The sequence below is a fragment of the Microbispora sp. NPDC046933 genome, assembly GCF_040644635.1.
GTDB lineage: Bacteria > Actinomycetota > Actinomycetes > Streptosporangiales > Streptosporangiaceae > Microbispora.
Map to the genome: position 1 here is coordinate 103,892 of NZ_JBEYWW010000020.1, position 25,767 is coordinate 129,658.

Annotated in this window: 24 protein-coding genes; 13 read left to right on the plus strand and 11 right to left on the minus strand. The window is 71.6% G+C overall.

Annotated features, from left to right (window positions below):
* Positions 1-621 precede the first annotated feature (621 nt).
* The 3 genes from ABZ857_RS25730 to ABZ857_RS25740 are packed head-to-tail and all read left to right on the plus strand — an operon-like array spanning position 622 to position 3,582.
* A complete protein-coding gene (locus ABZ857_RS25730; protein WP_357046986.1) occupies positions 622-1,794 on the plus strand; it encodes an extracellular solute-binding protein in 1,173 nt (390 codons plus the stop codon).
* 7 nt (positions 1,795-1,801) lie between these two features.
* Positions 1,802-2,728 (plus strand): sugar ABC transporter permease, encoded by a 927-nt coding sequence (locus tag ABZ857_RS25735; protein ID WP_357046988.1) that lies wholly within the window; start codon positions 1,802-1,804, stop codon positions 2,726-2,728.
* On the plus strand, positions 2,725-3,582 hold the full coding sequence (locus ABZ857_RS25740) for a carbohydrate ABC transporter permease (protein ID WP_357046990.1): 858 nt from the start codon (positions 2,725-2,727) through the stop codon (positions 3,580-3,582). Before ABZ857_RS25735 ends, ABZ857_RS25740 begins: the two co-directional genes overlap by 4 nt.
* Here ABZ857_RS25740 and ABZ857_RS25745 read toward each other — a convergent pair.
* Positions 3,572-5,227, minus strand: a complete 1,656-nt coding sequence (locus tag ABZ857_RS25745; protein ID WP_357046992.1) for a hypothetical protein — start codon at positions 5,225-5,227, stop codon at positions 3,572-3,574. The genes ABZ857_RS25740 and ABZ857_RS25745 overlap by 11 nt on opposite strands.
* Before the next feature lie 118 nt (positions 5,228-5,345).
* Here ABZ857_RS25745 and ABZ857_RS25750 point away from each other — a divergent pair, with 118 nt between their 5' ends.
* Positions 5,346-6,170, plus strand: a complete 825-nt coding sequence (locus ABZ857_RS25750; RefSeq protein ID WP_357046994.1) for a GNAT family N-acetyltransferase — start codon at positions 5,346-5,348, stop codon at positions 6,168-6,170.
* 183 nt (positions 6,171-6,353) lie between these two features.
* Here ABZ857_RS25750 and ABZ857_RS25755 read toward each other — a convergent pair whose 3' ends face one another.
* The 5 genes from ABZ857_RS25755 to ABZ857_RS25775 form a co-directional block, all read right to left on the minus strand.
* Complete coding sequence (locus ABZ857_RS25755) at positions 6,354-7,115, minus strand: hypothetical protein (protein WP_357046996.1); 762 nt, start codon at positions 7,113-7,115, stop codon at positions 6,354-6,356.
* A 158-nt stretch (positions 7,116-7,273) separates the two neighbouring features.
* Positions 7,274-9,286 carry a multicopper oxidase family protein gene (locus ABZ857_RS25760; protein ID WP_357046998.1) on the minus strand — a complete coding sequence of 671 codons (2,013 nt, stop codon included), beginning with the start codon at positions 9,284-9,286 and terminating at the stop codon, positions 7,274-7,276.
* Positions 9,283-9,738: a DUF6220 domain-containing protein gene (locus ABZ857_RS25765; protein WP_357047000.1), complete on the minus strand. Its 456-nt coding sequence runs from the start codon at positions 9,736-9,738 to the stop codon at positions 9,283-9,285. The genes ABZ857_RS25760 and ABZ857_RS25765 overlap by 4 nt, the downstream gene beginning before the upstream one ends.
* A 382-nt stretch (positions 9,739-10,120) precedes the next feature.
* The gene (locus ABZ857_RS25770; protein ID WP_357047002.1) at positions 10,121-11,179 is read right to left on the minus strand and encodes a glycosyltransferase family 9 protein; all 1,059 of its coding nucleotides are present in this window, start codon (positions 11,177-11,179) and stop codon (positions 10,121-10,123) included.
* Positions 11,167-12,000, minus strand: coding sequence for a glycosyltransferase (locus tag ABZ857_RS25775; protein WP_357047004.1), 834 nt, complete (start codon positions 11,998-12,000; stop codon positions 11,167-11,169). Before ABZ857_RS25775 ends, ABZ857_RS25770 begins: the two co-directional genes overlap by 13 nt.
* 171 nt (positions 12,001-12,171) lie before the next feature.
* Between ABZ857_RS25775 and ABZ857_RS25780 the strand changes: the two genes are divergently transcribed.
* Together ABZ857_RS25780 and ABZ857_RS25785 are read left to right on the plus strand one after the other, a co-directional pair.
* Positions 12,172-13,833, plus strand: coding sequence for a hypothetical protein (locus ABZ857_RS25780; RefSeq protein ID WP_357047006.1), 1,662 nt, complete (start codon positions 12,172-12,174; stop codon positions 13,831-13,833).
* Positions 13,834-14,039: 206 nt separating this feature from the next.
* Positions 14,040-14,789 carry a lytic polysaccharide monooxygenase gene (locus tag ABZ857_RS25785; protein ID WP_357047008.1) on the plus strand — a complete coding sequence of 250 codons (750 nt, stop codon included), beginning with the start codon at positions 14,040-14,042 and terminating at the stop codon, positions 14,787-14,789.
* A 52-nt stretch (positions 14,790-14,841) separates the two neighbouring features.
* On the opposite strand, the gene ABZ857_RS25790 is transcribed toward ABZ857_RS25785, so the two are convergent.
* Positions 14,842-15,486, minus strand: a complete 645-nt coding sequence (locus tag ABZ857_RS25790; RefSeq protein WP_357047010.1) for an Ohr family peroxiredoxin — start codon at positions 15,484-15,486, stop codon at positions 14,842-14,844.
* Positions 15,487-15,648: 162 nt separating this feature from the next.
* Here ABZ857_RS25790 and ABZ857_RS25795 point away from each other — a divergent pair, with 162 nt between their 5' ends.
* Together ABZ857_RS25795 and ABZ857_RS25800 are read left to right on the plus strand one after the other, a co-directional pair.
* Entirely contained in the window at positions 15,649-16,602 is a 954-nt protein-coding gene (locus tag ABZ857_RS25795) for a Gfo/Idh/MocA family oxidoreductase (protein ID WP_357047012.1), read from the plus strand.
* Positions 16,603-16,729: 127 nt separating this feature from the next.
* Positions 16,730-17,347, plus strand: a complete 618-nt coding sequence (locus ABZ857_RS25800) for an HAD-IA family hydrolase (protein WP_357047014.1) — start codon at positions 16,730-16,732, stop codon at positions 17,345-17,347.
* A 4-nt stretch (positions 17,348-17,351) separates the two neighbouring features.
* On the opposite strand, the gene ABZ857_RS25805 is transcribed toward ABZ857_RS25800, so the two are convergent.
* The 3 genes from ABZ857_RS25805 to ABZ857_RS25815 form a co-directional block, all read right to left on the minus strand.
* A complete protein-coding gene (locus ABZ857_RS25805; protein ID WP_357047016.1) occupies positions 17,352-18,128 on the minus strand; it encodes a class I SAM-dependent methyltransferase in 777 nt (258 codons plus the stop codon).
* A gap of 4 nt (positions 18,129-18,132) precedes the next feature.
* Positions 18,133-18,408 (minus strand): hypothetical protein, encoded by a 276-nt coding sequence (locus ABZ857_RS25810; RefSeq protein WP_357047018.1) that lies wholly within the window; start codon positions 18,406-18,408, stop codon positions 18,133-18,135.
* A gap of 153 nt (positions 18,409-18,561) precedes the next feature.
* Entirely contained in the window at positions 18,562-19,227 is a 666-nt protein-coding gene (locus ABZ857_RS25815) for a TetR/AcrR family transcriptional regulator (RefSeq protein ID WP_357047020.1), read from the minus strand.
* Between the two features lie 75 nt (positions 19,228-19,302).
* Between ABZ857_RS25815 and ABZ857_RS25820 the strand changes: the two genes are divergently transcribed.
* Together ABZ857_RS25820 and ABZ857_RS25825 are read left to right on the plus strand one after the other, a co-directional pair.
* Positions 19,303-20,103, plus strand: coding sequence for a class I SAM-dependent methyltransferase (locus tag ABZ857_RS25820; RefSeq protein WP_357047022.1), 801 nt, complete (start codon positions 19,303-19,305; stop codon positions 20,101-20,103).
* Positions 20,104-20,237: 134 nt separating this feature from the next.
* Positions 20,238-21,053 carry a glycerophosphodiester phosphodiesterase family protein gene (locus tag ABZ857_RS25825; protein WP_357047024.1) on the plus strand — a complete coding sequence of 272 codons (816 nt, stop codon included), beginning with the start codon at positions 20,238-20,240 and terminating at the stop codon, positions 21,051-21,053.
* Between the two features lie 9 nt (positions 21,054-21,062).
* Here the strand turns inward: ABZ857_RS25825 and ABZ857_RS25830 are convergent, their stop codons facing one another.
* Positions 21,063-22,130, minus strand: coding sequence for a spore photoproduct lyase family protein (locus ABZ857_RS25830; RefSeq protein ID WP_357047026.1), 1,068 nt, complete (start codon positions 22,128-22,130; stop codon positions 21,063-21,065).
* 94 nt (positions 22,131-22,224) lie between these two features.
* Here ABZ857_RS25830 and ABZ857_RS25835 point away from each other — a divergent pair, with 94 nt between their 5' ends.
* From ABZ857_RS25835 to ABZ857_RS25845, 3 genes are all read left to right on the plus strand, one after another.
* Positions 22,225-22,713 (plus strand): nucleoside deaminase, encoded by a 489-nt coding sequence (locus ABZ857_RS25835; RefSeq protein WP_357047028.1) that lies wholly within the window; start codon positions 22,225-22,227, stop codon positions 22,711-22,713.
* A gap of 103 nt (positions 22,714-22,816) precedes the next feature.
* Positions 22,817-24,823: a hypothetical protein gene (locus tag ABZ857_RS25840; protein WP_357047030.1), complete on the plus strand. Its 2,007-nt coding sequence runs from the start codon at positions 22,817-22,819 to the stop codon at positions 24,821-24,823.
* 118 nt (positions 24,824-24,941) lie between these two features.
* Entirely contained in the window at positions 24,942-25,394 is a 453-nt protein-coding gene (locus ABZ857_RS25845) for an Lsr2 family protein (protein ID WP_357047032.1), read from the plus strand.
* The last annotated feature ends 373 nt before the right edge of the window (positions 25,395-25,767 follow it).

A 25,767-nucleotide genomic window follows, 5' to 3' on the forward strand; every position in this document is an offset into this window, starting at 1 on the left:
AACGCCAGGCTCATCACGAGGCGATCGTGATGACGCGAGAGGGCTCGCGCACCACGCGTTGGCCGCCCTGCGGGAACTGCGCGCGGCGACGGCGTCGCTGGGCTGATCGATTTCGTGCCGCCGCCGTCGGGGGCGTTCGGCGGGTGCGATGACGTCCTCGTTCGCCGGTGAAGTTCGGCCATATCCGACCGGTTTGTCCCACCCCTACCGCGATCCCTGTTTACGTTTCGCGGCGAAGCGATGTTTCCGTACGGCGGTTCGCGCGCGGCCCGCGCCCGAGTGATCGCCTGTACGGATTTCGGCTGCCCGTTAATGCCGCCTGATTGCTCCCCATTAATCCCTTTTGGACGTTGCAGGTCGGCCACTCTTTCCTTCGCGCTCGACCGTGCGTAACAGGTGCACAACAGCCGTTGATCTGAGCCTAACCCCCCTGTAACGTCTGCCCCATCGCAGAAACTATCGGGCGACAGCCGAAAGTTTCGGTCGGAATCCAGAAGGGAAACCACCGTGAAATTGAGTCGGCGAGGTGCGGCGCTCCTGGCGGCGTCGGCACTGGTCCTCGGGGGATGTGGTAGTACCGGGAACGACGCCGGCGAGAGCAAGAGCTCAGCCGGCGGCAAGGTGACCGTCGAGTTCTGGAACATCTGGACCACCGAACCCCTGAAGAGCTACGGCGCTCAGGCGATCAAGGATTTCCAGGCCGCGCACCCGAACATCACGATCAAGAGCGTTCCCTACGAGAACGAGGCGTTCAAGGCGAAGCTGACGACGCTCACCCAGTCCGGCAAGGCGCCGGACATCTTCCAGACCTGGGGCGGGGGCGTGCTCCAGCAGCAGGTCGACGCGGGCCTGGTCAAGGACCTCACCTCCGACGCCGGCTCCTGGCTCGGCAACTTCACGGACGCCGCGCTCTCGGCCTACCAGGTCGACGGCAAGACCTACGCGATCCCGGACGACATCGGCATGGTGGGCTTCTGGTACAACAAGGCGCTGTTCAAGAAGGCCGGGATCGCCGAGCCACCGGGCACCTGGTCGCAGCTCCTTGACGACGTCAAGAAGCTGAAGGCCGCCGGGATCACCCCGATCGCGCTGGGCGGCAAGGACAAGTGGCCGGGCCACTACTACTGGGCGTACCTCTCCATGCGCATCGGCGGCCTCGACGCCCTCAAGCAGGCCGGTGAGAGCAAGGACTTCACGGGTCCGGCCTTCGTGCAGGCGGGGCAGAAGCTCAAGGAACTGGCCGATCTCCAGCCGTTCCAGAAGGGCTACCTCGGCGCGACGTACGGCGACCCGGGCGGCCAGGCCGCGACGATGGGCGACGGCAAGGCCGCCATGGAGCTGATGGGCCAGTGGGCGCCCGCGGTCCAGAAGGACGCCGGCAAGGGCCTCGGCGACGACCTCGGCTTCTTCCCCTTCCCGGCGGTCGACGGCGGCAAGGGCGCGGTCACCGACGCCTTCGGCGGCGGCGGCGGCTTCGCGATCGGGGCCGAGGCCCCGGCGGAGGCCATCGAGTTCCTCAAGTTCCTCGCCGACGCCACGGAGCATCGCAAGGCCGTCGGGACCGGCGGCGTGCTCCCGGTGCTGAAGGGCGAGGAGGACGCGGTCACGGACCCGAACCTGAGCGTGGTCGCCAAGAACCTCGCCGGGGCCACCGGGTTCCAGCTCTACCTCGACCAGGCGTACCCGCCGGCCGTCGGCCAGGAGGTCAACGACTCCGTGGCCCAGCTGATCGCCGGGACCAAGACGCCCGAGCAGGTGGCGCAGGCCATCACGGAAACCGCGAAGTCGGAGTAACTGTCGCGTGAAGACGACGAGACCCCGGAGCCGCAGGCTCCGGGGGTTCACCACGATCCTTCTGTTCCTGCTCCCCGCGCTCGTGCTCTTCTTCGGGCTCGTCGTGGCGCCGATCCTGCTCGCCTTCTACGCGAGCGTGTTCAAGTGGAACGGCATGCGCGGGCTGCCGACGGACTTCATCGGCATGGCGAACTTCACCCGCCTGCTGGCCGACGAGGTCTTCCTCGGGGACCTGTGGCGCGGGCTGCTGCTGATCATCTTGTCGGTGGCGATACAGCTTCCCCTCTCGCTGGGCATCGCCATGCTGCTCAACCAGAGGATCCGCGGCCGGGCGTTCTTCCGCCTGTTGTTCTTCGCCCCGTACGTGCTGTCGGAGGCGATCACCGCGATCCTGTTCATGATGATCCTTTCGCCCACGGAGGGCCTGGCCAACTACATCCTCGGCTGGTTCGGGATCGACGCGCTCGACTGGTTCGCCGACCCGTCGACGGTCATGATGTCGGTGTTCATCGTCATGACCTGGAAGTACTTCGGCTTCCACATGATCTTGTACATCGCCGGGCGCCAGGGCATCCCGAGGGAGCTCACCGAGGCCGCCCAGATCGACGGCGCGACGGGGTGGAAGGTCTTCCGCTACGTCACGCTGCCGCTGCTCGGACCCACGATCCGCATCAGCGTGTTCCTGTCGGTCATCGGCGCGATCCAGCTGTTCGACCTGGTCTGGATCATCACGGGCGGAGGCCCCTCGCACTCCTCCGAGACCATGGCCGTCACGATGTTCCAGTTCGGCTTCAAACGCTTCCAGGTCGGCTACGCGAGCGCGATCAGCGTGGTGATGTTCCTCATCAGCCTCGTGTTCGCGATCTTCTACCAGAGATACGTCATGCGCCGCGACCTCGAAGGAGCCTCCACCGTGCTGCGAGACCAGAGATGAGCGCCAAGCGTCACAAGCAGTCCCCGACGTCGGGCGGTCCGCTGCGCAGCCTGTCCCTGCACGCGATCGTCGTGGTCACGGCGTTGTTCGTCGGTGTCCCCCTGCTGTACGCCGTGCTCGGCGGTTTCAAGACCACCCGGCAGCTCTCGAGCAACCCGATCGGCCTGCCCGACCCCTGGGTGCCGGAGAACTACACGAGCGTGCTCGCCTCGGGATCGTTCTGGCGCATGCTCTGGAACAGCACGTACATCGCGGTGCTGACCACGCTCGTGGTCGTCGCGGTGTCCGCGCTGGCGGCCTTCGTGTTCGCGCGGTTCGCCTTCCGGGGGCGCGAAGCGCTGTTCACGATGTTCGCCGCCGGGCTCATGTTCCCGTTCGCGGTGGCGATCCTGCCGCTGTTCGTGCTGCTGCGGATGTTCGGGCTGCTCGACAACCCGCTCGGCGTGATCCTGCCGCAGGCGGCCTTCGGCATGCCGATGACGATCATCATCCTGCGCGGCTTCTTCCGGGCCATCCCAGGGGAGATCGAGGAGGCGGCGATCCTCGACGGGTGCACGTCGTTCGGCTTCTTCTGGCGGATCCTGCTGCCGATGGCCCGGCCGGCGATCGCCACGGTCTCCGTGCTGGCGGTCGTGAACAGCTGGAACCAGTTCATGCTGCCGCTGGTGGTGTTCAGCGACGACAGTCTCTTCACCATCCCGCTGGGCGTCCAGCAGTTCCAGGGGCAGTACGCGACGGACATCGCACGGGTCATGGCCTACATCGTGGTCGCGATGCTGCCCGCCCTCGGGTTCTACGCCGTGGCCGAGCGCCAGCTCGTCAGCGGCCTGACCGCGGGGGCCGTCAAGGGCTGACCCGCGTGTACAGCCGTACGGCGTAGCCGAGCACGCGGACGGTCCGCTCCCGGCTGTAGCCCTCGCGCAGCAGCAGCCGCTTCGCGGAGTCACGCGAGGACGAGAGGTCGGCGGGCGCGGGATGGGGACGGCTCACCACCCATACCCGCGGCGCCGCGCCCAGCGATGCGGCGATCTCGCCGGCGGGCAGCTCACGCCCGGCGAGCGTGCCCGACGCCGCGCCGCCGGTCCGCAGCGCCGCGTCGCGGACGCCGCGGAACGCGGCAGGGTACGCCTCGGCGACCAGGCGGCGGATCGAGGGCAGGAACAGCACGGCGTCTCCGGGCCGCCGTCCCGAACCGATGACCCGCGCCACGGCGGCCGGGTCGTCCGGGCGGCTGTCGATCCGCCTGACGGCGGCCTGGGCCGGCAGGGACGCCCCCAGAAGCAGAGCGGGCAGCGCCAGCGCGGCCGCCGCCCGCGGCCACCCCGGCGCCGCCGGCAGGAGCCGTACGGCCCGGGCGAGCCCCGCGCCCAGCGCCAGCGCGAGCCCCACCATCGAGAACAGGACATAGCGGTCCTGGTAGAGCGGGTGGATCTGCGACACGGCGAGCAGCAGGGCGGGTGGCAGGAGCGACAGCGGCACGGCGAACGCGGCGATCCCGGGCAGCTCTCCGCAGCCGCCGGGTGCTCGCCGGGCGACGGTTCCCGCCGTGCCTCCCGCCGTGCCTCCCGCCCTGCCTCCCGTACGGCTTCCCGCCAGACCGAGCACCACGAGCACGACGGTCGCCGCGAGGAGCACGCCGGTCCCGGCGAAGCGGGTCACGAGGGCCTTCACCTCCGGCAGGCCGGGCCGCTCCAACCACGCCACCTGGCCGCGCTGGCCGAACGCCGTCCACGCCACCGGCAGGACGGCGAGCAGGGCGCCCGCGACGGCGCGGGCCCAGCGCGCCGCCACGCCCTTGCCCCCACCTCGCGCGGCGGCGACGAGCACCGTGACCGCGTGCGCCGCCAGGGCCAGGACGGCGAACAGGTTGAGCAGGCACGCGACGGCGACCGCCACGCCGTACCGCACCCAGGTGCTTCGCGACGGGTCGCACAGCGGATTGCACAGCGGATTGCACAGCGGATTGCACAGCGCTGTGGCGAGCAGGCGCGTCGCCTCCACCACCGCCGCCGCGACCAGCGCGTACGGCCTGCCCTCCTGGGCGTGGAAGACGACGACCGGGGCGGCGGCGTACGCGAGGCCCGCGTACAGCCCGGCCGGGGCCGAGACCAGCCGCCGCCCGACGGCCGCGACACCGGCCGCCGCGACGGCCGTGGCGAGGACGGACGGAATCCGGATGACCACCTCCGCGGGGACGGCGTCCCCCACGAGCCTGATCAACGGGTGGAGCAGGAGGTAGTAGCAGCCGTGGACGGCGTCGACGTTCCCCAGCGTGCGCCACAGGTCAGGCAGCGCCCGCCCCGCCACGGCGTACGTCGTGGCCTCGTCCTGCCACATCGATCCGCGCCGGATGCCCCACAGGCCGCCCAGCAACGCGGCCAGGACCGGAGCGATCAGCACGGCCCGGTGCCGCCACCCGTATGCGTCCGGCGCCGGCGGCCGGGTGGCGCGACCATCCGGCGGCGCGGTGCCGGGACCGATCTGGTGGCTGATCCTCACACGTCCTCCGCCTGCTCCGCCCGGGTGCGTCCTCATCCGATGCCCCGGCGGGGAACGGGAGGATGAACGCGTCCTAAGGTGATCGGAACAAGGGGATAACTCGCAGGGAGGAGCACCGATGGCCGAACCGATCGTCCGTCCCGCCGCCGACGCCGACATGCCCGGTCTTCGCGCCGTCGCGAACCACTTCGGCCTCCTGGGCATGTGGCCGGAGCAGCCGGACTTCGTGGACGCGGAACGCGAGTTCGGCACGGTGCTCGTCGGCGAGGTGGACGGCGCGATCGTGGGCTTCGGCGGAGTGCTGCGCCGGGGGACGGTCACGCACCTCGGAGACCTGTTCGTCCTGCCGGACCACCAGTCGTCGGGGGTGGGCCGCACGATCCTGTCCCGCCTGCTGCCACGCGACACGCCCAAGGTCACCTTCGCGGCCGACGACACCAGGGCGCTCGCGCTGTACGTCAGGAACGGGATGCGCCCGCGCTGCCCGCTGCTGTACCTGAAGCGGAGGCCGCTCGGCGACGGGCCGGCGCGGCGGGAGAGCGGGCGGGCGGCGCCGGAGGAGGCGGACGTCCGCGCGGCGGCGGCGATGGACGCCCGTGTCTGCGGCGGAGACCGGGCCGCGACGCTCGCCTGGTACGCCGGGCTGCCCGGCGTGACGCTGCACGTCAGCGGATCGGGCTACGCGTTCGCCAGGGTGGCCGGAGACAAGGTCGTCATCGGACCGGCCGGGGGCGCGACCCCGCAGGACTGCGTCGACATCGTGCTGGAGGCGGCGCACGCCCATCACGCCGCCAGGCCGGTCCACGTCGCGGTGCCCGGCACGCATCCGCTGCTGCCCCTTCTGCTGGACGCGGGCTGGCGCATCGGCGACATGGACACGCTGATGACCAGCGAGGACTTCATGCGGCTCGACTGCTACGTCCCGCACCCCGACCTCGGCTGACACGGGCTCCGGTGTGCCTCGGACGTGGCAGGCCGGCGGCCCCCGTCCCCGGCCAGGGGGACACCGGGGACGAGGGCGGCGCGGCCGGGGGGAGCCTTGACAGACGGGAACCTGGACAGGGGGAGCGCGGCGGCTCGTGCCGACCCTCGTCGGCGCGGCCCGGCCTGCCGGTCCGCCGGACCGTTACAGCCTGCGCAGGTAGTGGGCGGAGGCCCATCCGGGGATGCCGCCGGCGGTGTTCACGGCCACCCAGCCGTGGGTGGCGCCGCAGGCTCCGGCGATGTTCCCGTCTGCGTGTCGCAGCCTGCCGACGGGGGCGTGGTGGACACCGGCGCCCTCGCGGACGTTGAGGAAGCTGCCCTTGCGCACGTGCCGGAGGCGGTAGAGGCACGAGAGCGAGGGCCGTCCGCTCAGGTCGATCCTGTGGAGGTAGCGGGCGGCGGCGAAGCCCGACGTCCCGTCGGCGGTCTTCACCGCGATCCAGCCGTTGGCGGCGGTGCAGGCTCCGGAGAAGCCTCCGTCGGCCGGCCGCAGCTTGGCGACGGGGGTGTGGCGGATGCCGGCGCCCTCGCGGACGTTGAGGAAGCCGCCCTCGCGCACGCCCCGGAGCCGGTAGGCGCACACGAGGCCGGGCCCCTGCCTGGCCTCGTGCACGACCTGCCCATAGGGACCTGACGAGGTGGGTTCGCCGGGACCGGGCGGCCGGACCGTCGCGAGGGCCGGGGCGGGATCCCCCGGGACACCCGACGCCGGCTCGGCCGCGATCCTCGACGTGAGGCTCCCCATGGCGTCGGAACCGGCCAGTCCGGCGACCGCCGGTGCGGTCTGTCCCGCGACCTGCGGTGCGGTCTGTCCCGCGACCGCCGGTGCGGGGTGGCCTGCGACGAGCCACCCTGTGGCGGCCCACGCCGCCAGTGCGGGAACGATGCCCTTGGCCACTGTCACGATCTCTCCCTTCGGTCGGCATCGCCTACGCCCGGCCGGGGGGACCCGGGTCAGTGGTGCTCACCCGAAGTTCTGATCTGATTACCGAGCGTTTACACCTCGGTTGAATTGCCGCCTGGATTTTTTACTCGACACACGCGGGGAAAAGGGGTGATCGGTCATCCGCTGTGCGCGCCGTGGAAGGGCGTGGTCACCCCCTCGTACGCCAGGTGCAGCATCATTCCCAGGTCGGCGTGGCTGAGGTTGTGGCAGTGGTTCATCCACAGCCCCGGATTGGCGGCGCGGAAGGCCACCTCCCACACCTCGCCGGGCTGGACGTCGAAGGTGTCGAGCCACAGGGGGCTGCCGGTGACGGAGCGGCCGTCACGCGAGAGCACGAGCACCCGATGGCCGTGGAGGTGCCAGGGGTGGGTGTCCCGGCCGCGGTTGACCACGGTGAGCCGGACCAGGTCGCCCTCCCTGACCACTTCGGTGGGGATGTCGGGGAATGCCTGGCCGTTCACCGTGTGCGCGTACATCGGCCGGCCGTTCGTCAGCGCGAACCCCCTGTCGAGGACGAGCGTGAAGTCCCGGTCGAAGTGGTCGCGGGACGTGTACGGCGTGGGGGCGGGGGCGCCATACCGGGTGAGGTCGAGTTCCGGCCAGTCCGCCGTCTGACCGCCGGCAGAGGGAACAGCGCCGGCGTCCGCGCTCGCACCGGCGGATTCGTCGCCCGTACTCGACGGGACGAGCCGTACGGAGTCGGTGCGGTCGTCGATGCGCAGGACGGCGGGGCCCGGCGGCATCGTGAACGCGAGGTCGTACCGGCCGCCCGCCGCGAGTCGCAGGCCGGCACGGCCGAGCGTGCCCGGCGCGTTCAGGTCCGTCCCGTCCACCGCCACCAGCCGGTACGGCGTGCCCGCGAGGGTGAACCGATGCGGTGTGTTGTCGGTGTTGATCAGGCGCAGCCGTACGGGCGTGCCGGGCGCGGCCTGCCGGACCAGGGGCTGGTCGCGGTCGCCCGTCACCGTCGCGCCGCCGAAGGTGTGCACGGGCAGCGTGAGGTCGACTCCGGTGGTCGCGGTCCCCTTCGGCGTGACGACGAGCGTGCCGTAGAGCCCCATCCGGACGCCGAGGTCGGACACCTCGTGGGTGTGGTACCAGTACGTCCCCGCCTGGGCGGCGACGAAGCGGTAGACGAACTCCCCGCCGGGCGGCACGGCCTCCTGGGTGAGGCCGGGCACGCCGTCCTCGCCCGAGGGCACGTCGTAGCCGTGCCAGTGCAGCGTCACCCCCGACGTGATGTCCGCGTTGCGCAGCCGCACCTCGACGAGGTCGCCCTGGACGGCGGTGATCGCCGGCCCGGGCACCTGGCCGTCGAAGGTCCACGCGGACACCTTCCGTCCCGACGACAGCGTGACGGTCGCCGTACGGGCCGTCAGCGTGAACCGGCGCACGGCGCCGCCCGGTGGAGGTGTGGCCGGACCGCGCAGGTCGGTCACCGGACGGGTCGCCCCTCCCATGACGGGGGCGGATTCCCCCGCGGCGGAGTGGGCGTGGGAGGCGGCGCCGGTGGCGCCCATGGCGGCGGTCCCTCCGGGGGCGGAGCCCTCCGCCGTGGTCTCCTCCGCGAAGGGGACGAACACGAGGGTGGCGCCGAGCACGGCGGCCACGGCGGTCGCCGCCGTCGCCGTCCGCAGCCCGGGGACGTGCGTGCTCATCGCTCTCCACGTCCCCAGGACGGCCCCCGCGGCGACGGCCAGGAGGAGGAGAGCGGTGCCCGGATCCGCCGGGTATCCGATCAGGAAGGTCTGCACGATCCCGGCCGCCGCCGCGTACCCGGCGCCGAGCAGCGGGACGACGACCGCCGGCGCTTTGACGGCGTCCCGCGAAGCCGCGTCCGCTCTGGCGGCGCGGAGCAGGCGTGGTCCGGCGAGTGCGGTGGCCGCGGCGCCCGCCGCGACGAGAAGCGGCAGGACGACGGTGATCTTCTCCTGCACGAACCACCAGCCGGCCCCGGCCAGGGCGAGGACGGACCAGACCCGGGCCAGGGACGCGACCAGGGCCACCGCGAACAGGGCCGCGGCCGTTCTCGGACGGCGGGCCGTCGCGGCCACGCCCGCGCTCACCCACGCCGCCGCGGTCAGGACCGAGACGAGCAGGTCGAGCGCCATGAGCCGGTCGGTCGTCATGAGGCGGGAACCGGACGGCCCTCCGCGGCGGCCTCCGACGGGGCGGGCTTGGGCCACGCGAGCCGCCGTGCCCGGCGGAACACGAGTTCGCAGGCGCCGATGACCGCCATGCCGTTGACGGCGTGCAGGCCGAGGATCGCCAGGGAGAGGGGTGTGGTGTTGCCGGTGCTGTCGTCGAACAGTCCGCCCAGCGCGATGATCAGCGCCTGCACGACGACCAGGCCGAGGGGCAGGACGGTCAGCCCGATCTGGCGTCCCGGCGCCCTGGCTGCCGCCGCGGCGGCGGTGGCCACCAGCGACAGCACGGGGATGACCATCATGCCGTTCATGCTGTGCAGGGCGAACGAGGAGTCGTCCTGTGGTTTGTCGAACGCGCCGACGGCCGCGAGGTACATCTGTACGACGGCGGCGGCGAGCAGCAGTCCCGCGAAGGCGGCGTAGACCTTGCGCACGCTCTTGCTCCCTTCGGTCAGCGGATTGCGGGGATCTCGGGGGATCACGGGGGATCACGGGGGATCACGGGGATCGTGTCCCACCTGGCCGGCGTCGTCGTCCCTCGTGGAGAGACACGTCGGCTACCGCTGGGGGAGTACGCGGGTCCGCGTTCCGCCCGTCCCCCGGCGGTGTCTCGATGGTGCCGCCGGCGGCCGCCGGCGTCGTCGCACGCGGGGAGGCTCCCGGTCCTACCGCCGCGGGATCACTGCCGTACGCCGCTACGACGAGGGGAGTACGGTCATCGCGGCCGGTTCTACGGCCGGGGTGATGGCGTCGGCGTGGCTCCTTCGCGCGGAGGCCCTTGCGCTCCGCCGGTGCCCGAGTGCGAGCGCCGCGCGGTCACGCCTCGTCGCGGTTGCGGAGCAGGTCTTCGGCCTGCTCGACCACGTCGTCGACCGGGACCTCGGCCACCCACGACTCGTCGTGCGGGCACCGCCCCGCCCGTGGGTCGTGCCCGCTGACGCCGCAGACCGGGCACCGCGCGGTCCAGGAGATCAGCGGCCGGTGCAGGGTGCGGGTGAGCGGCCCGGCGTTGATGAGGTTGCCGCCCCAGAAGATGCCGACGGTGGCCGTCCCGACCGCCGCGGCGAGGTGACGGGGGCCGGTGTCGTTGGAGACGACCAGGTCGCACCGCTCGTACAGCGCGGCGAGGCCGCCGATGCCGAGCGTGCCGACCGCCGTCACGGCGGGCCGCCGCATCGCCGCCGCGACCTCCTCGACCACCTCCCGCTCCTGCTCGACACCGGTGATCACGACCGGGCGCCCGAGCCGGTCGGCCGCCTCCGCGAAGGCGCGCGCCGGCCAGCGCCGCCGGGGGTCGCTCGCCCCCGGATGCAGCGCGACCAGGCCGCGCGGCGGCTCGCCGTACACGCGGGCGAGTTCGGCGCGGTCGGCGTCGGTCACGGCGATCCTCGGCTCGTATGCCTCGGCCGTCCCGCCGACCAGCGCGGCGACCTCCAGGTAGCGCAGCGTCTCGTGTTGGTAGTACACGTACGGCACCCACAGGTCGAGCCGTTCGGCGTCCGGCGTGCACAGGCCGGCCGTCACCCGGGCCCCGATCGACTTGACGAAGGGGTTGGAGTTGCGCCCGCCGCCGTGGATCTGCACTGCGAGGTCGAACCGGTGCTCGCGCAGCTCCTGGAACAGGCTCTCCGGAGCCGCGTGGCCGCTGCCCGCCGACGACACCCCGGAGATCGGTGGCAGGGCGATGACGTCGTCGACCGGTCCCGGCCTGCCGTCCAGGAACCGGGCGTGCCAGGGGGTGCCGAGGAGGGTCAGCCGGGTCTGTGGATAGGCCCGGCGGAGCGCCTCCAGGGCGGGCATCGCGAGGACCAGGTCGCCCAGGGCGTTGGCCCGCAGCACGGCGATGCGGCGCACGTCCTCGATCAGTGCGCCCATGCCGTCTCGAACACGTAGTCGTAGCACTCGGCCCTGCGGTCGGTGACGGTCGTGGGCAGCTCCAGGTGGTAGGCCCGGCTCGGCAGCAGGCCCGCGCCGCCGTACCTCTCCATGACGCGCAGCTGCGCCACGACGTCCTCACCCGCGTGCCGGGAGGGCACCGACCGCCAGAAGTCGAAGCCGCCGCACTCCAGCAGCCGCTCCCGGTCGTACAGCACGCAGCCGCCGATCCAGGCCACCTTGTACGCCCGCCACTCCCGGGGGCCCGGCGAGCCGAGATGTTTCCGCGCGAGATGCAGCGGGTTGGAGGCGTTGTGCAGGGTGTGGCGCCGCCAGGCCGGCGACTCCCGGCGCACCCGCTCGGGCCGCACGCCGTCCGTCCACTCCTCGTACGGCGCGAGCTCGGCGGGGCGCACGTCGTCGCGGTAGGACAGGCCGTGCAGGGCATAACCGACGAAGCCGCAGCGCAGGTCGCCGATCGCGGACAGCAGGACCTCGACCGCCTCCGGCTCCAGCCACACGTCGTCGTCCAGGTAGAGCACCAGCCGCCGTTCGGCCCGGCCGAGCAGGAACGCGCGTTGCTCCGCCATGCCCCGCGGGGGCAGGTGGCGGTGGACGGCCACGGGCCTGTCGCGGTGGTCGAGGATCCGCAGCTGCGCCGCCACCAGCGGGTCGTCGGCGACGGACTCGTTCGACTGGTCCGAGATCACGACGCGGAACCCGGACACGGTCTGCGCCGCGAGGCCCCCCAACGTGACGGCAAGCGCGCCCGGGCGGTCCTTGGTGGGCACGAGCACATCCAGGTCAGACGGGGCGAACATGCGCGCCTGATACCCCTGAGGTCGTACGGCAAACAGAGGCCGCGGGCGGGCCGGCGGTGGTGTACAGCTTCCGCAACCGCGCCCGCACATCGCTCACCGAGATAGATCTCTGTAAAAGGGAATGCATAGAGACCGACTCGGTCAACTTCATGTTGTACCTGTGGAGGATCCGTGCAGCGGATACAGGAGTTGCGGGACGTTCAGATCAAACGACTGTATGAGCAGGGGATGAGCCAACGGGAAATCGGCGAGCTGTACGGCCTGAGCGGCCCCCACGTTCACACGATTCTGCATCAGGTGGGCGCAGCCTCGAAGCCACGCGACCGCAGACCTCCCGTCCAGAACCTGACGCAGGCTGTCACGTCCTTCGCCTCCGAGTACGGGGAGATCATCGCGAGGCTGGCGGCTTCCGGCGTGTCCCGCGCCGAGGTCATCGCCCGCTTCCAACTGATCCTGCCCGACGTGGATATCACCGTCGTGGGCAAAGGCATCAGCGCCACCGGTGCCGTCTTCGACCACTGGCACGCGCGCGATGCCGCTGTTTTCTCGGCGAGGGTCACCGAGGCCGCGGTCTGGTATCTGCTGGGACGCAGCCTGGACCTGACCGAAGACCACAGGACCGCACTGATGGCGGATGATTTCGAGGAGGCGTGGGAGGTCGCCGTAGCACTCGAGGAACAGGGCGTGGTCCGTTCCGACATCGCTTCGGTGCTGGGCCTCATCGGGACCACACGTGCCGCCTGCCGCGACAACTCCGACGTGACGATCACAAGGAAACGCTACGACGAATTGCGTCTCCGTGTCCTCAGCGAGTGGGCTCTGCCCGCAGCCGGGAAAACCGCCGTCTGGCCACCGACAGGCCTCACGGTCATGAAACGGCTCGGCGGCGGATATTGGGCGGACGCCTTACGCAACATCGGTCTCCATCCGAGTTCGAAGGGCCGCTCGCGTGGTCTTCTGAAATATCGGGAGGAGGATTACGAATCGGCGCTCTCCGACTACTTCGACTACTCCAAGGCCCACGGCCACGTGCCGAGCGTCGACGGATACGAGCGGTGGGTCGAGTTCGAGGGCCGGGCCGGGTACGACAGGCCGTCTTGGGGAGCCGTCCGGCTCCGCTACAAGACGTGGGCCAACGTCCTGCGCGCCGCTGCCAGGCCCTTCCTCAGGCAGGAGACTGTGAAGGTCAACCGCATACCGCACAGCACTCGCGCCCTGCACGACGCGCAGAACGGGTGGAAGCGCTTCGTGGAGGAATTCGGCGCCGCACCGCCGGCCAAGGCGCCGTACCTCGTCAGGGTTTTCGTGCGCTCCTATGTCGAGGAGTTCGAATTCCGGCGGAGGGTTTGGCTGCGCGCAGTGGTAGCCGCCGACGCCGGTGCGGTCGAACGAGTTTTGGCAGGGGAGTCGCTGTCCAAGAGGCAGCGCCATCTGCTGGCAGAAGGGTCGTCACCAGCGGACGTCCTCACGGACAAATACATCGACGGCCTGGGAGCCGGAGACCCGCGCGTGAACGATGGCTGGCTCCGGCCGGACGCGCAGGCAGAGCTGGACTTCGTGCCTGACGAGGTAGCTCTCCAGTACAAGGTCCTGAGAGAGGTACGCAACTACTTCACGCACACTTCCGAGGAGTCCCGGCAGCGGGTGCGTACCACGATCGACGCCCTCGCCACCCTGGATCCGCGGTTCACGATGAACCAGGCGGTAACCACGCGGACTCTGTCCGATTGGCTGAGAGTCAAAGACCTTCAGCGGCTTCGCCTGCTGTGCGGCTCGGTCCAGGAACTCTGGCGGGCCATGGTCGTCGGCGAAACACTCCTGGGCGTCACATGACTCACGTCGCGGCGACGGCGACGCACCGTCCCCCTGGGGGCGGGGCCGCGAGGCTGTGCTGAGGTTCCCGATCGCCCTGGCGGTTCTGCCGGACGGGTGTGTGCTGGCCCCGCGCCTCGGGTCCCTGACCGCCGCAGTCATTGGGCCTTCACTGTTAGGAAACTTTCTTTTATATTTGCCCCACCCCCCAGCAGTGAGGAGCACACATGCGAAGAACGCTGACCTTCCTCGCGACGGCGACGATCGGCATCGGCGCCACGGTGTTCATCGCCTCGCCGGCGCAGGCGCACGGGTACATCTCGTCGCCCGCCAGCCGTCAGGCGATGTGCGCACAGGGCCGCGTCCCCAACTGCGGCGACATCATCTACGAGCCCCAGAGTGTGGAAGGACCGAAGGGGCTGCGCAGCTGCAGCGGCGGCAACGCCCGTTTCGCGCAGCTCGACGACGAGAGCAAGGCCTGGCCCGCCACCAGCGTGGGCGACACCGTCACCTTCACCTGGTCGCTGACCGCCCGCCACGCGACCAGCACGTGGGAGTACTACATCGGAGGCACCCGGATCGCCGTCTTCGACGATCACGGTGCGCAGCCCCCGGCCACGGTCAGCCACACCGTGAACCTGGGCGGACGGACGGGCCGGCAGAAGGTGCTGGCGATCTGGAACGTGGCCGACACCGCCAACGCGTTCTACGCCTGCGTCGACCTCCAGGTCGGCGGGGGCGGCACGCCCAGCCCCTCGCCCACTCCCTCTCCGACGCCGACACGTACTCCGAGCCCGTCTCCCACGCCGACGCGTACCCCCACGCCCACTCCCGGTGGCACCTGGGCCGCCGGCACGGCGTACAAGGCGGGCGACCAGGTCACCTACGGCGGGGCGACGTACCGGTGCATCCAGGCCCACACGGCGATCGTGGGCTGGGAGCCGCCGAACGTCCCGGCGCTGTGGCAGAAGATCTAGCGCGCACCCGCTCGAAGCGCCCGTCCCGGCCGGCCCGGGGCGGGCGCCAGGGTCAGCCGAGGTGCACGTGCACCTCGGCGCCCTGCACGAAGGCCCGCGAATACGGGCACTCCCCGTGGGCCTGCTCCACCAGCCTGCGGGCCGCCTCGGGCTCGACCCCCGGCAGGCGTACGGTCAGGTCGGTGGCGATCGTGTAGTCGTCGGCGGTGCCCCGCTTGCGCAGCGTGACGGCGGTGTCCACGGTGGCGTCGGCGGTGCCGACGCCCTGCCGCCCGGCGACCAGCGTGAGCGAGTTGTGGAAGCAGGAGGCGTACGCCGCGGCGAGCAGTTGCTCGGGGTTGGTCGCCCCGCCGGGGCCGCCGAGTTCCCCGGGCGCCGTGATGCGGACGTCGAGCACGCCGTCGTCCGACGTCACCTTCCCGAGGGCGGACGAGGCCCGGGCCGTGTAGAGATCGTCGTATGCTTCGCCGCCCCCGCGGTCGCCCGCCGAGACCGCCTGGGCCGCCTGGACCGCCTGCCGCCGGTGCTCCACCGGGCCCGGCCGCCGGCCGGTCCGGTCCTCGGGGCGCGCGGCGGGCCGGTCCTCGGCCGGAGGCATCCGCCCGGTGAGCTCCGCTTCGACTCCGGGCCCCGAGTAGTCGGGTCCGGGCGCCCGGTCGCTCGGCAGATGGGTGAATCGCCGTGTTTCCTCGCTCATGTGCATCCCTCGTCCGCTCCGGTGGGGATCGGCGGGTCACGTACCCCCACGGGCTGCCCAATACCGGACTTTGGGGGCAAAAGTTCACATCAGCGCCGCTGTGCTACGGTCCCGCACGTATTCCCGGGTGAGTGGTGAAATGTCGGCGAAGGTGGGTTGGTTATGAGTGGGGCTGTCCGGTGGGGCGTCCTCGGCACGGCGGGCATCGCCGCACGGGCGTTCCTGCCCGCCTTGCGCGAGGCCGGCGGGGGTACGGCCGCCGTGGTGGCGGGCCGTGACCTGTCCCGGGCCGAGGAGTTCGCCGCGCGGAACGGCGTCGCCGGGGCCGTGCGCGGCTACGAGGCCGTCATCGAGGACCCGTCGATCGACGCGGTCTACATCCCGCTGCCGAACGCCCTGCACGCGCAGTGGACGATCGCTGCCCTGGAAGCGGGCAAGGCGGTCCTGTGCGAGAAGCCGCTGTGCCTCACCGCCGCGGAGGCCGGGAACGTCATCGAGGTGGCGCGCCGGTCGGCCCGGCCGCTCTGGGAGGCGTTCGTCTTCCCCTTCCACCCGCAGACGGCCCGGCTGCGCGGCCTGCTCGCCGAAGGCGCGATCGGCGAGCTGCGGGAGATCTGGTCGTCCTTCCACTTCACGATGGAGGGCAGCGAGAACATCCGGCTCGACGCGGCCCTCGGCGGCGGCGCGCTCTACGACGTCGGCTGCTATCCCGTACGGCTCGCGCACCTGCTGTTCGGCGGTGACGCCGTCGCCGGTCACGCCGTCGCGGTCAAGGGCGAGGCGGGGGTGGACATCGAGACCGCCGGGGTCCTGGAGTTCGACTCCGGTCGCCTGATGCTGAGCTGCGGCTTCGACCTGCCGTTCACGACGTACACCCGCCTGGTCGGCACCGGCGGGGAGATCCGGCTGACCAACCCGTTCCACCCCGAGCCGCACGACGGGCTCGAAGTGTGGCGTGAGGGACGCCTGGTCGCCCGGCACGAGCCGGGCGAGGGCACCGCGTTCTCCTGGGGCATCCGCCACATCCACGAGGTGGTGCGCGGAGAGGCCGAGCCCCGGCACACGGCGGCCCACGACTCCCTCGGCACCGCCCGGTCCCTCGACATGCTGCGCTGACGCGACGTTCCGGGGCTGCCGAGGCGGCCGGGTCAGGGCGTGGTGGGCTTCGTGCGAAGCTCGCGCGGGAAGCGCGGCTCCGCGGTGAGCACGTCGCCGCACCCGCCATGCGTGGTATGCATGGGCGGTGACGATCCCCCGGCCGTACGACGCGGTGCTGTGCGACTTCGACGGTGTCATCCGCTTCCACGACCAGACGGAGCTGACCGAGCTGGAACGAGCCGTAGGCCTGGCCGAGGGCACCACGGCCAGGGTCGTCTTCGCGCCCGAGGTGGACCGGCCGGCGCTGCTGGGGCAGATCACCGTCGAGCAGTGGATGGAGGCGGCCGAGGCCGCCCTGGCCCTCCAGGTGCCGCGGGAGCAGGCCCGCGAGCTGGTCACAGCGTTCGTCAAGGCGCCCGCCCGGGTGGACGAGGACGTGCTCGGCCTGCTGCGCCGGGCCCAGGCGTACGTGCCCGTCGTGCTGGTGACCAACGCGACGCTGGATCTGGAGGACGACCTCGCCTGGCTGGGCCTGAGCCACTTCGCCGACGAGGTGGTCAGCAGCGCCCGGGTGGGAGTGGGCAAGCCCGACCCCCGCATCTACGAGATCGCCGCCGAGCGCGCGGGTGTGCCACTCGGGCGGTGCCTGTTCGTCGACGACCGAGCGGAGAACGTCGAGGCGGCCAGGGCGCTCGGCATGACGGCCGTCCTCTTCACCGGCGTGCCCGACCTGGAGACGGCACTCGCGCCACTGCTGGGCTGACCCGTCAGCCGAGCCTTTCCGCCAGGGCGAGCTGGGTGAGGTAGCGCTTCACGATGCGACCGCCATATCGGCCGTCGATCAGTGCCGCGATGCAGCCGAGCTCCGCGAGATCCTCGGCGGGCAGGGCGCGATGGTTGGAGTACGTCCTGAGCAGGTCGAGGTACTCCCGAGTCGTATAGGCGTGATCCCACTCGTAACGGTGGAACCGCACCGGCCCGAAGCGGCCGGAGGCGTCGATCTCGCCGCTGTCGTACGGGATGTCACTGCCCGGTTTCAGCCGCAGGTCGGGCGGTGTGGCGGGGTCCCACCGCTCGTAACAGCGCTGGACCTCGGCGAAGAACGCCTCGCTGCCCCCGGCGACGTGCTCGGTGGAGACGACGGCCAGCAGCCCGCCCGGCCGCAGCGCGTCGGCCGACCTGCCCACCCGTGTCGCGGGGTCGATCCAGTGGAAGCTGGTGGCGGCGAAGACGACGTCGAACGGCTCCGGCGGCAGCGGCCATTCCTCGAAGGCCGCGTTGACGACTTCCACGTCGGGAAATCGGGCGAGCTTGCGGCGGGCGAGCGCCGCCATCTCGGTCCCCAGCTCCACCGCCGTGACCGCGCAGCCGCGCCCGGCGAGGGAGGCCGTGGCCTGGCCGGTGCCGCAGCCGATCTCCAGCACGCGGCTGCCGCGGGGGATGTGCTCGAACATCGCGGCGGGGTAGCCGGGCCGCATCCGGTCGTAGAGGGCGGCGTCCTCGGTGAAGGTGCGGCGCAGCATGAGACGGTCGCCGTCGTCCATGTCGCTACCGCCCTTCCGCGTCGGACAGCAGGATGCCGATCGCCACCCGCCGGCCCGCCGTACGCAGGCGGGTCAGGCCGTCGCGGACTTCCCGGGGGGCAGCGGACGAGGTCCAAAGCGTCTCGCGCGGCAGGTAGCCGTGCCCGTCGAGGGCGACCAGCCGCTCGACCGCCTCGGCGTCCAGGCCGTGGCCGTCCGCGAACTCCCCGGCCCACCTGCGGAAGGCCTCGTCGTGGTCGACCAGTGTGTTGTCCAGATCGAACAGCGCCGGCCTCGTCACGCCTGATCACGTTACCCGCCCCACTCCCGGCGCTCATGTGATTACTTTGGGTTGTCATTCGATCACCTAAAGGAGGGAGGAGCGCCGGTGGACGTGTACTCGCCTCGGGCGATCTGGGGCAGGGGGTTGCGTGGGCCGCGTTCCTCGACGGCGTCAGGGCCGGGGGGTTCGAGCTCGGCTCGCGGTGACCGTGTCGTAGAAGGGGGCGGCTTCCCGCGTTCGCGACTCGCTCCGTACGACGCCGGCGATGACCGTGGTCACCATCTTGTGGACGGCGTCGGCCTGGGGCGGGCCGCCGTCCCGGTCGGCGAACAGCAGGTGTGAGGCTCCGAGCAGCGTGGGGGCGAGCGTGTCGACGTCGGCGTCCGCCGTGATGCGGCCCAGGTCGCGCTCGGCGGCGAGGTAGGAGGCGAGCATGGCCGCGGCCTCCGTCAGGAGCGGGAGGCCAGGGCCCGGCCTCGCCTGGCGCAGCCGGGCGCGCAGGGCGTCGCGGGAGATGATCAGGCCGACGACCGCCACCGCGACCGACCCGAACAGGTCCGTCAGCACGGCGGTGAGGTTGCCGGCGACGGTGCCGCTCCCGGCGGACGCGCGCAGGGCGGCGGCCTGACCGTCGATCCTGGCGATGCGGTCGAGCACGAGCTCGGCGAGGAAGGCGTCGAAGTCGGCGAAGTGCCGGTGCAGCACACCCTTGGCGCAGCCCGCCTCGGTGGTGACCGCCCGGCTGGTCAGCGCGCTCGGCCCGTCCCTGAGCAGGACGCGCTCGGCGGCGGCGAACAACTGCTCCCGCGCGTCGCGGAGGGCAACCCCCGTCGGCACCGTTCCCTCCCTCCTGTCGGTCCGTCGACATTATCCCGATTGACGAGTGGGCACTTGCCCACTCATAGTGGGCGCATGCCCACTTCGCCTTCCGAGAACGAACCACACAAGGCCAGGGGGATGGCGGAGTCGTTCGGCGTGGACGCCGAGCGTTACGACCGGACCCGGCCGCCCTATCCCGACGCGATGGTGGAGCGCATCGTCGCCACCAGCCCCGGGCGCGACGTCCTCGACGTCGGCTGCGGCACCGGCATCGCGGCCCGGCAGTTCCAGGCGGCGGGCTGCACGGTGCTCGGCGTCGAACCCGACGCGCGGATGGCGGACTTCGCGCGCCGTGACGGACTCGAGGTCGAGGTGGCGACCTTCGAAGCCTGGGACCCCGCCGGGCGGACATTCGACGCGGTCGTCGCCGGAACGGCCTGGCACTGGGTCGATCCGGCCGCCGGAGCGGCCAGGGCCGCCGAGGTGCTGCGTCCCGGCGGGCGGCTGGCGGCGTTCTGGCACGTGTTCGAGCCCCCGCCCGCCGTGGCGGAGGCCCATGCCGCGGTCTTCCGGCGGGTGATGCCCGGCTTCCCGTCCCAGGACCGGCCTGCGGGGTCGGCCCTCGACGGCTACCGGCCGCTACTCGTCAAGGCCGCCGATGGGATCAGGGACGCGGGCGCGTTCGGCGACCCCGAGCAGTGGCGCTACGACTGGCAGCGCTTCTACACCCGCGACGAGTGGCTGGACCAGATGCCCACGTCCGGCGCCCTGACCCGGCTCCCGCAGGACAAGCTCGCGGAGGCGCTGGCGGACGTCGGGGCCGCGATCGACCGGATGGGAGGCGGCTTCACGATGACCTATGCCACGGTGGTGGTCACCGCGGCGCGCCTGTGACCGATACGGGCGGGATGCCCGGAGACGGGGCGATGCTCACCGAGCCGGCACCCGGCCGCCATTCGAAAATCAACTGGATGTAAAGGTGCATGGTCAGGTTCTCCTCGTAGTCGCTCCCGACTCCGAGGAGAACCATGCGCCGGCGACTCGGCCTCATCGCCGCGACCGTCCTGATCGCCCTCACCTCGATCGTCCCCGCCACGGCGGCGTCGGGGCCTCTGGTCGTGGCCCATCGCGGCGCGTCCGCGTACGCGCCGGAGAACACCGTCGCCGCCTTCGAACTCGCCCGCGACCAGGGCGCGGACATGGTCGAACTCGACGTCCAGGAGACCAGGGATCACCACCTGGTCCTGATGCACGACACGACGCTCGGCCGTACGACCGACGCGGAGGAGGTCTTCCCCGGCCGGGCGCCGTGGCGGGTCGGCGACCTCACGCTGGCCGAGATCCGCAAGCTCGACGCCGGCTCGTGGTTTTCCCGAAGGTACGCGGGGGAGCCGGTGCCCACCCTCGGCAAGGTGCTGCGCGCGATGCGCGGCAGCGGGCTCGGCCTGCTGCTGGAGATCAAGGATCCCCGGCTCTATCCCGGCATCGAGGCCCGGGCGGCCGAGGAGATCGGGCGCGACCCGGCCTGGCGCGGCCGGATCGTGGTGCAGTCGTTCGACTGGGACTCGATGCGCCGCTTCCACCGCCTCGTGCCTCGGGTGCCGATCGGCCTGCTCGGCACGCCGCAGGCCGCGGACCTGCCCGGCCTGGCCCGGTTCGCCGACCAGATCAACCCGCCGTACGCCGGCGTCACGGCGGAGTACGTCCGGCGCGTCCACCGGCTGCGCATGAAGGTCCTCGCCTGGACCGTGGACGCCCCCACCGCCGTACGCCGCCTGATCGGCGCGGGTGTGGACGGCGTCATCACCAACAGGCCCGACGTCGTACGCGAACTCGCGGGATGACGGCGGGGGTCAGAAGGCGTAGCGGACCCGGCAGTACGGGATCTTCTCGGCGATCAGGTCGGTGAGCGCGGTGACGTAGCGGCCCTTGTGGCCGGTCTTGTAGCGGACGTTCCAGCCGCCCGTCTGCGAGCGCTTCGGCTGCTGGAGGTCGGGACGCCACAGCACCTCCTCGGCCTTGGGATGCCACCCGAGGTTGACCTCGTGCAGCCGGTCGTTGTGCGTGAGGAAGACGACCTCGGCGGCGAGCTGGGCGCGGGCCGCCGGGCTCAGCGCGTCGTCGAGCTGTCCGAGCAGCTCCGCCCAGTCCTCCAGCCAGCCGTCGCGGACGACCACAGGGCTGAAGTTGACGTGCACCTCGTATCCCGCCTCGACGAAGTCGTCGATCGCCGCGATCCGGTCGGCGACCGGCGAGGTGCGGATGTCCAGCAGCTTGGCGTCGGCGGCCGGCATCAGGCTGAAGCGAATGCGCGTACGGCCTCGTGGATCCCAGCCGAGCAGGTCGCGGTTGACGTACTTGGTGGCGAAGCTCGCCTTGGCGTTCGGCAGGTCGCGGAAGAGACCGACGAGGTCGCGCACGTTGTCGGAGACGGTCGCGTCCACCGAGCAGTCGGAGTTCTCGCCGATGTCGTAGACCCAGGCGTGCGGGTCCACCTGGTTGGGCTCGGGCTTGACGCCCTGCCGCGCGGCGTGCCTGGCGAGATAACCCGTGATCTTGTCGATGTTGGCGAACACCGTGATCGGGTTGCTGTAGCCCTTGCGGCGCGGCACGTAGCAGTACGCGCAGGCCATCGCGCAGCCGTTGGCGGTCGAGGGCGCGATGAAGTCGCTCGACCGGCCGTTCGGCCGCGCGGTGAGCGACTTCTTGACGCCGAGGACCAGCGCCTCGGTCTTGATCCTGACCCAGCGGGCCACGTTCGACTCGTCCCCGTACAGCTCGGGGATGCGGTGATGGGCCTCGATCTCGATGCGCTCGGCTTCGGGGAAGCGCTCCAGGATCTCCTTGCCACGCGGCAGCTCGGCCGCGGCGGGCTCGACGTAGATGCGGCGGATGTCCAGCGGTCTCCGGCCTTCGTTCACCTGGATATAACAACTCGATAAAGGTGCGACTTCCCAGGTCAGAGGGCATGCAGGTCCGGCGCGTCCGCCCCCACTCGGAGATACGGTTTCGATCGTGAGTTACGAGCCGACATCCGAAGAACTGAGGCACCTTCGCCGCTGTGTGGAACTGGCGGCCGAAGCGCTGGAGGCGGACGACGAGCCCTTCGGCTCGGTCCTGGTCTCCGGGGACGGGAAGGTGCTGGCCGAAGACCGCAACCGGGTGGCGGGCGGTGACCACACGCGGCACCCCGAGTTCGAGCTGGCGCGCTGGGCCGCGGGGAACATGACGCCGGAGGAACGGGCGAAGGCCACGGTCTACACCTCCGGGGAGCACTGCCCCATGTGCGCGGCGGCGCACGGGTGGGTGGGGCTGGGACGGATCGTCTACGTGGTGTCGTCGGCCCAGCTCGCGCAGTGGCTGGCCGAGTGGGACGTGCCGCCCCCGCCGGTGCGGACGCTCCCGGTCAACGAGGTCGCGCCGAATGTGCGGGTGGCCGGTCCCGTGCCCGCACTGGCGGACGAGGTCCGCGCGCTGCACCGCCGCCTCCACACCGGCTCCTGAGCCCTGGTTTCCGAGCTCTGTCTCCGGAGCCGGGGCCGTTTCCCGGTGCCGTCCGTCCACGTACGGATACCCTCCCCTGCATGGCCGACGGTGGGGGTGTCTGATGCGCACGTGGTTCGAGCCGCATGAGGACGAGGAGTTCGAGGCGGCCAAGGACCTGCTGGTCCGCCGCTGCCTCGTCTGGGCGGGGGAGCGCGGCATGGCCGCCGACCCGCTGGTGCTGGAGGCGGCCCTGGACTCCCGCCACCGCAGCGTCGACGGCCGGCTGGCCTACTGGGACGAGGCGCAGGTGCGCAGGTTCCTGCTCGAGTGGATCCCGCGCTACGTCACCGCTCCCCGGCACGAGCTGGACGCCGCACCGACCAGCCTGCTGACGCTGCTGCGGTACATCGCCGCGAAGGGGCTGCGCGACCCCCGTGGCGCCACCCTGGCCGAGCTGGAGCAAGCGGTGGAGGCCGCCGTCGCGTTCTACCCGGCGGCGCTCGACGACCCCGCGCGCATGGGCATCGCCAAGTTCTGGGCGCAGACGGCGCTCGACAGCGGCATCGACCTGACCGACCGTAAGGCGCTGGAGAGGCTTCCCCGGGACGTCGAGGCGGGCCGGGTGCCGTACGACACCGAGGCGCTCGACAGGGTGGTCGAGGCCAGGCTCGGCCGCCCGCATCTCGACGAGCTGCGGGCTATCCCGCAGCCTCCGCTGGCCCTGCCGCCCGCACGCGAACTCGCCGAGGCGGCGGCGCGCAGCGACACCGTACGGCGGCTGACGGCCCTGGCCGACTGGGTTGGACCCGAGGGGAAGACGCTCACCGAGGCCGGCCACCTTCGCCTGGCCGACGCCCGGGAACTGGCCGAACTGCTCGGCACGGGCGAGCAGGATCTCAAGGTGCGCAGCGCCGCGGACCTGCCGGGTGTCGGTCTCCTGCTCGCCTGGGCGAAGCACGCCAGGATCGTCCGCGCGTCCAAGGGCCGCCTGCTCCGCGTCGCCAAGGCCGCGCCGCTCCTGCGCGACCCGGAGACCCTGTGGTCGCGCGCGTTCGAGGCGTACTTCGAGCTGGGCCGCGACATGCTGGCGCCGCCGTCGCTGCTGTGGTCGGTGTTCGACGAGCTGATGCCCGACGTGCTCAACAGCGTGTATGGAATGGCGAGCCCGATGCCCGTGGTCCGGCTGGAGGAGACGGTCTGGCTGGTCTGCCAGGACTACGTCCCGTCCGACCACGTGCCGGAGGAGACGTGGCGCGATCGGCTCGGGCTGGAGCTGGCGTGGGCGCTGGAGGTGCTGGCCGAGCTCGGCGCTGTGGAGCTGAGCCGCGGCGTGGCCGACGAGCTGTACTCCAGCGACCTCGCCGGCGATGTTCCTGACGACGATCTGTCTGACGACGGCGAGCCTCCGCTGCCGGCGGAGGCGCGGGCCCGGCTGCTGCGGCGTCTCGCCGAGCCGGGCCTCCTCGTACGGCTGACACCGCTGGGCGCACGGGCGGTGCGGGCGCGAATGCTGGCCGAGGGCCGGGACGCTCCGCTGATCGGCGAGCTGGTGGACGCCCCGGCGGCGGAGCTGCTGGGGGTGCTCATGGAGCACTACCCGCCGGACGCCGCCGCACAGGAGCTGGACGGCTGGCTCGCGGCGCACGGAGGCGACGTGGGGCCGCTGCTGGACGCGGTCCGCGCCTGTTCCTTCCGCAGCCGGGCGGCCGCCATGCTCTCCCTCCTGGCCGAGATCAATCCGGGTTTGCGGTCGATGCTGCCCGGCCTGCGTACGGATCCGGTGCTGGGCCCCATGGTCCTCATGGAGCTCGCCCAACGCGGGGACCTGGGCCCGGACGACCTCGGCGCCGACGAGAATCTGCGGGTGACGACGGAGGGCGTGCTCGGCCTGCTGGAGCTGGCGGGCCCGGAGAAGGTGCTGGAGCAGCTACGTGCCATGGCGGGGTCGCACGCGCTCACCCTCGTCGAGGCGATGGCAGCCTCCGGCCACCCCGCCGAGGAGAGCATGGAGGAGCTGCGCAGGCTGGTCGTCGACACCATGCGCGCGCGGTCCCACCCGTTCAGGTTCGTGCCCGGCCCGCGCCCCGGTGCCCGGGGCCGCACCGGCGGACGGAAGCGCAAACGCTGAGGCGCCGCGGCGGCCCTTGTCCTCGAGGCGAAGCACCCGGGAAGGCGGGCCGGTGATGGAAGCACCAGTAGGATGCCACGGTCCAGATAGACGGAGATCCACCCTGGAAGGGCTGCACGTGGCGCAGAAGGTGATACTGGTTGACGACCTCGACCACTCCGAGGGCGACGATGTGGCGAGACGGGAGTTCCCGCTGCTGAACCGGACCTTCTCCATCGACCTGTCCGACGCGAACCAGCAGCGGCTGAGCGAGGCTCTCGCGTTCATCGAGGAAGTGCTGGAGAACGCCCGTGAGGTGAAGCAGGCGTCGCGGTCCAAGAAGGCCGCCGACACCTCCCCGCGCCTGCGCGGCTACACCCTGACGGACGTGCGCGAATGGGCCCGCGAGCAGGGGCTGGACGTGCCCGCGCGCGGGAAGATGGCCGACGAGGTCATCGAGCAGTTCATCGCGGCGCACCCCGACGCCGCCGAGGACTCCACCGGAGAGTCCACCGAGGAGTCCACCGAGGAGTCCGCGGCGGGGTCCGAGGAGACGGCGACCGCGCGTGCGGAGGCGACGACCGGCGCCTGAGCGGACGCATCGGGAGCGGATGCTCGGAGCGGAATTTCGCCCGGCCCGCCGGGCCGCCGGGAAGATCAACAGGCCGTCTTCGGGCCGGGCGAAAAGCCGTGAGGTCGCCTTCGGGCCGGGTGAAGGGCGTGACGCCTTCGGGCCGGGCATCCGCTCGCCTCGCCGCTGTCCTGACGTGCGCCGCAGTGGAGGAGCGGCGCGCAGGAACCTTCGTCCTGCCGGTTTCGGCCACGGTCCACAGGTAACCCCAGCCTTGGGACGCTCTTGGACCCTGAAAGTCGACTTGCCCAAGTTTTCCGCAAGCGGGTCTTCCTAGCGTCTCCGCCGACGCCCGATCAGGGCGAGTCTTCTACCGGCGTAGTGCGAAGGAAAC

Coding starts and splice junctions, on each gene's coding strand:
- ABZ857_RS25740 (WP_357046990.1), top strand. CDS start 2,725: ATGAGCGCCAAGCGTCACAAGCAGTCCCCGACGTCGGGCGGTCCGCTG.
- ABZ857_RS25750 (WP_357046994.1), top strand. CDS start 5,346: ATGGCCGAACCGATCGTCCGTCCCGCCGCCGACGCCGACATGCCCGGT.
- ABZ857_RS25760 (WP_357046998.1), bottom strand. CDS start 9,286: ATGACGACCGACCGGCTCATGGCGCTCGACCTGCTCGTCTCGGTCCTG.
- ABZ857_RS25770 (WP_357047002.1), bottom strand. CDS start 11,179: ATGGGCGCACTGATCGAGGACGTGCGCCGCATCGCCGTGCTGCGGGCC.
- ABZ857_RS25775 (WP_357047004.1), bottom strand. CDS start 12,000: ATGTTCGCCCCGTCTGACCTGGATGTGCTCGTGCCCACCAAGGACCGC.
- ABZ857_RS25785 (WP_357047008.1), top strand. CDS start 14,040: ATGCGAAGAACGCTGACCTTCCTCGCGACGGCGACGATCGGCATCGGC.
- ABZ857_RS25790 (WP_357047010.1), bottom strand. CDS start 15,486: ATGAGCGAGGAAACACGGCGATTCACCCATCTGCCGAGCGACCGGGCG.
- ABZ857_RS25795 (WP_357047012.1), top strand. CDS start 15,649: ATGAGTGGGGCTGTCCGGTGGGGCGTCCTCGGCACGGCGGGCATCGCC.
- ABZ857_RS25805 (WP_357047016.1), bottom strand. CDS start 18,128: ATGGACGACGGCGACCGTCTCATGCTGCGCCGCACCTTCACCGAGGAC.
- ABZ857_RS25820 (WP_357047022.1), top strand. CDS start 19,303: ATGCCCACTTCGCCTTCCGAGAACGAACCACACAAGGCCAGGGGGATG.
- ABZ857_RS25825 (WP_357047024.1), top strand. CDS start 20,238: ATGCGCCGGCGACTCGGCCTCATCGCCGCGACCGTCCTGATCGCCCTC.
- ABZ857_RS25840 (WP_357047030.1), top strand. CDS start 22,817: ATGCGCACGTGGTTCGAGCCGCATGAGGACGAGGAGTTCGAGGCGGCC.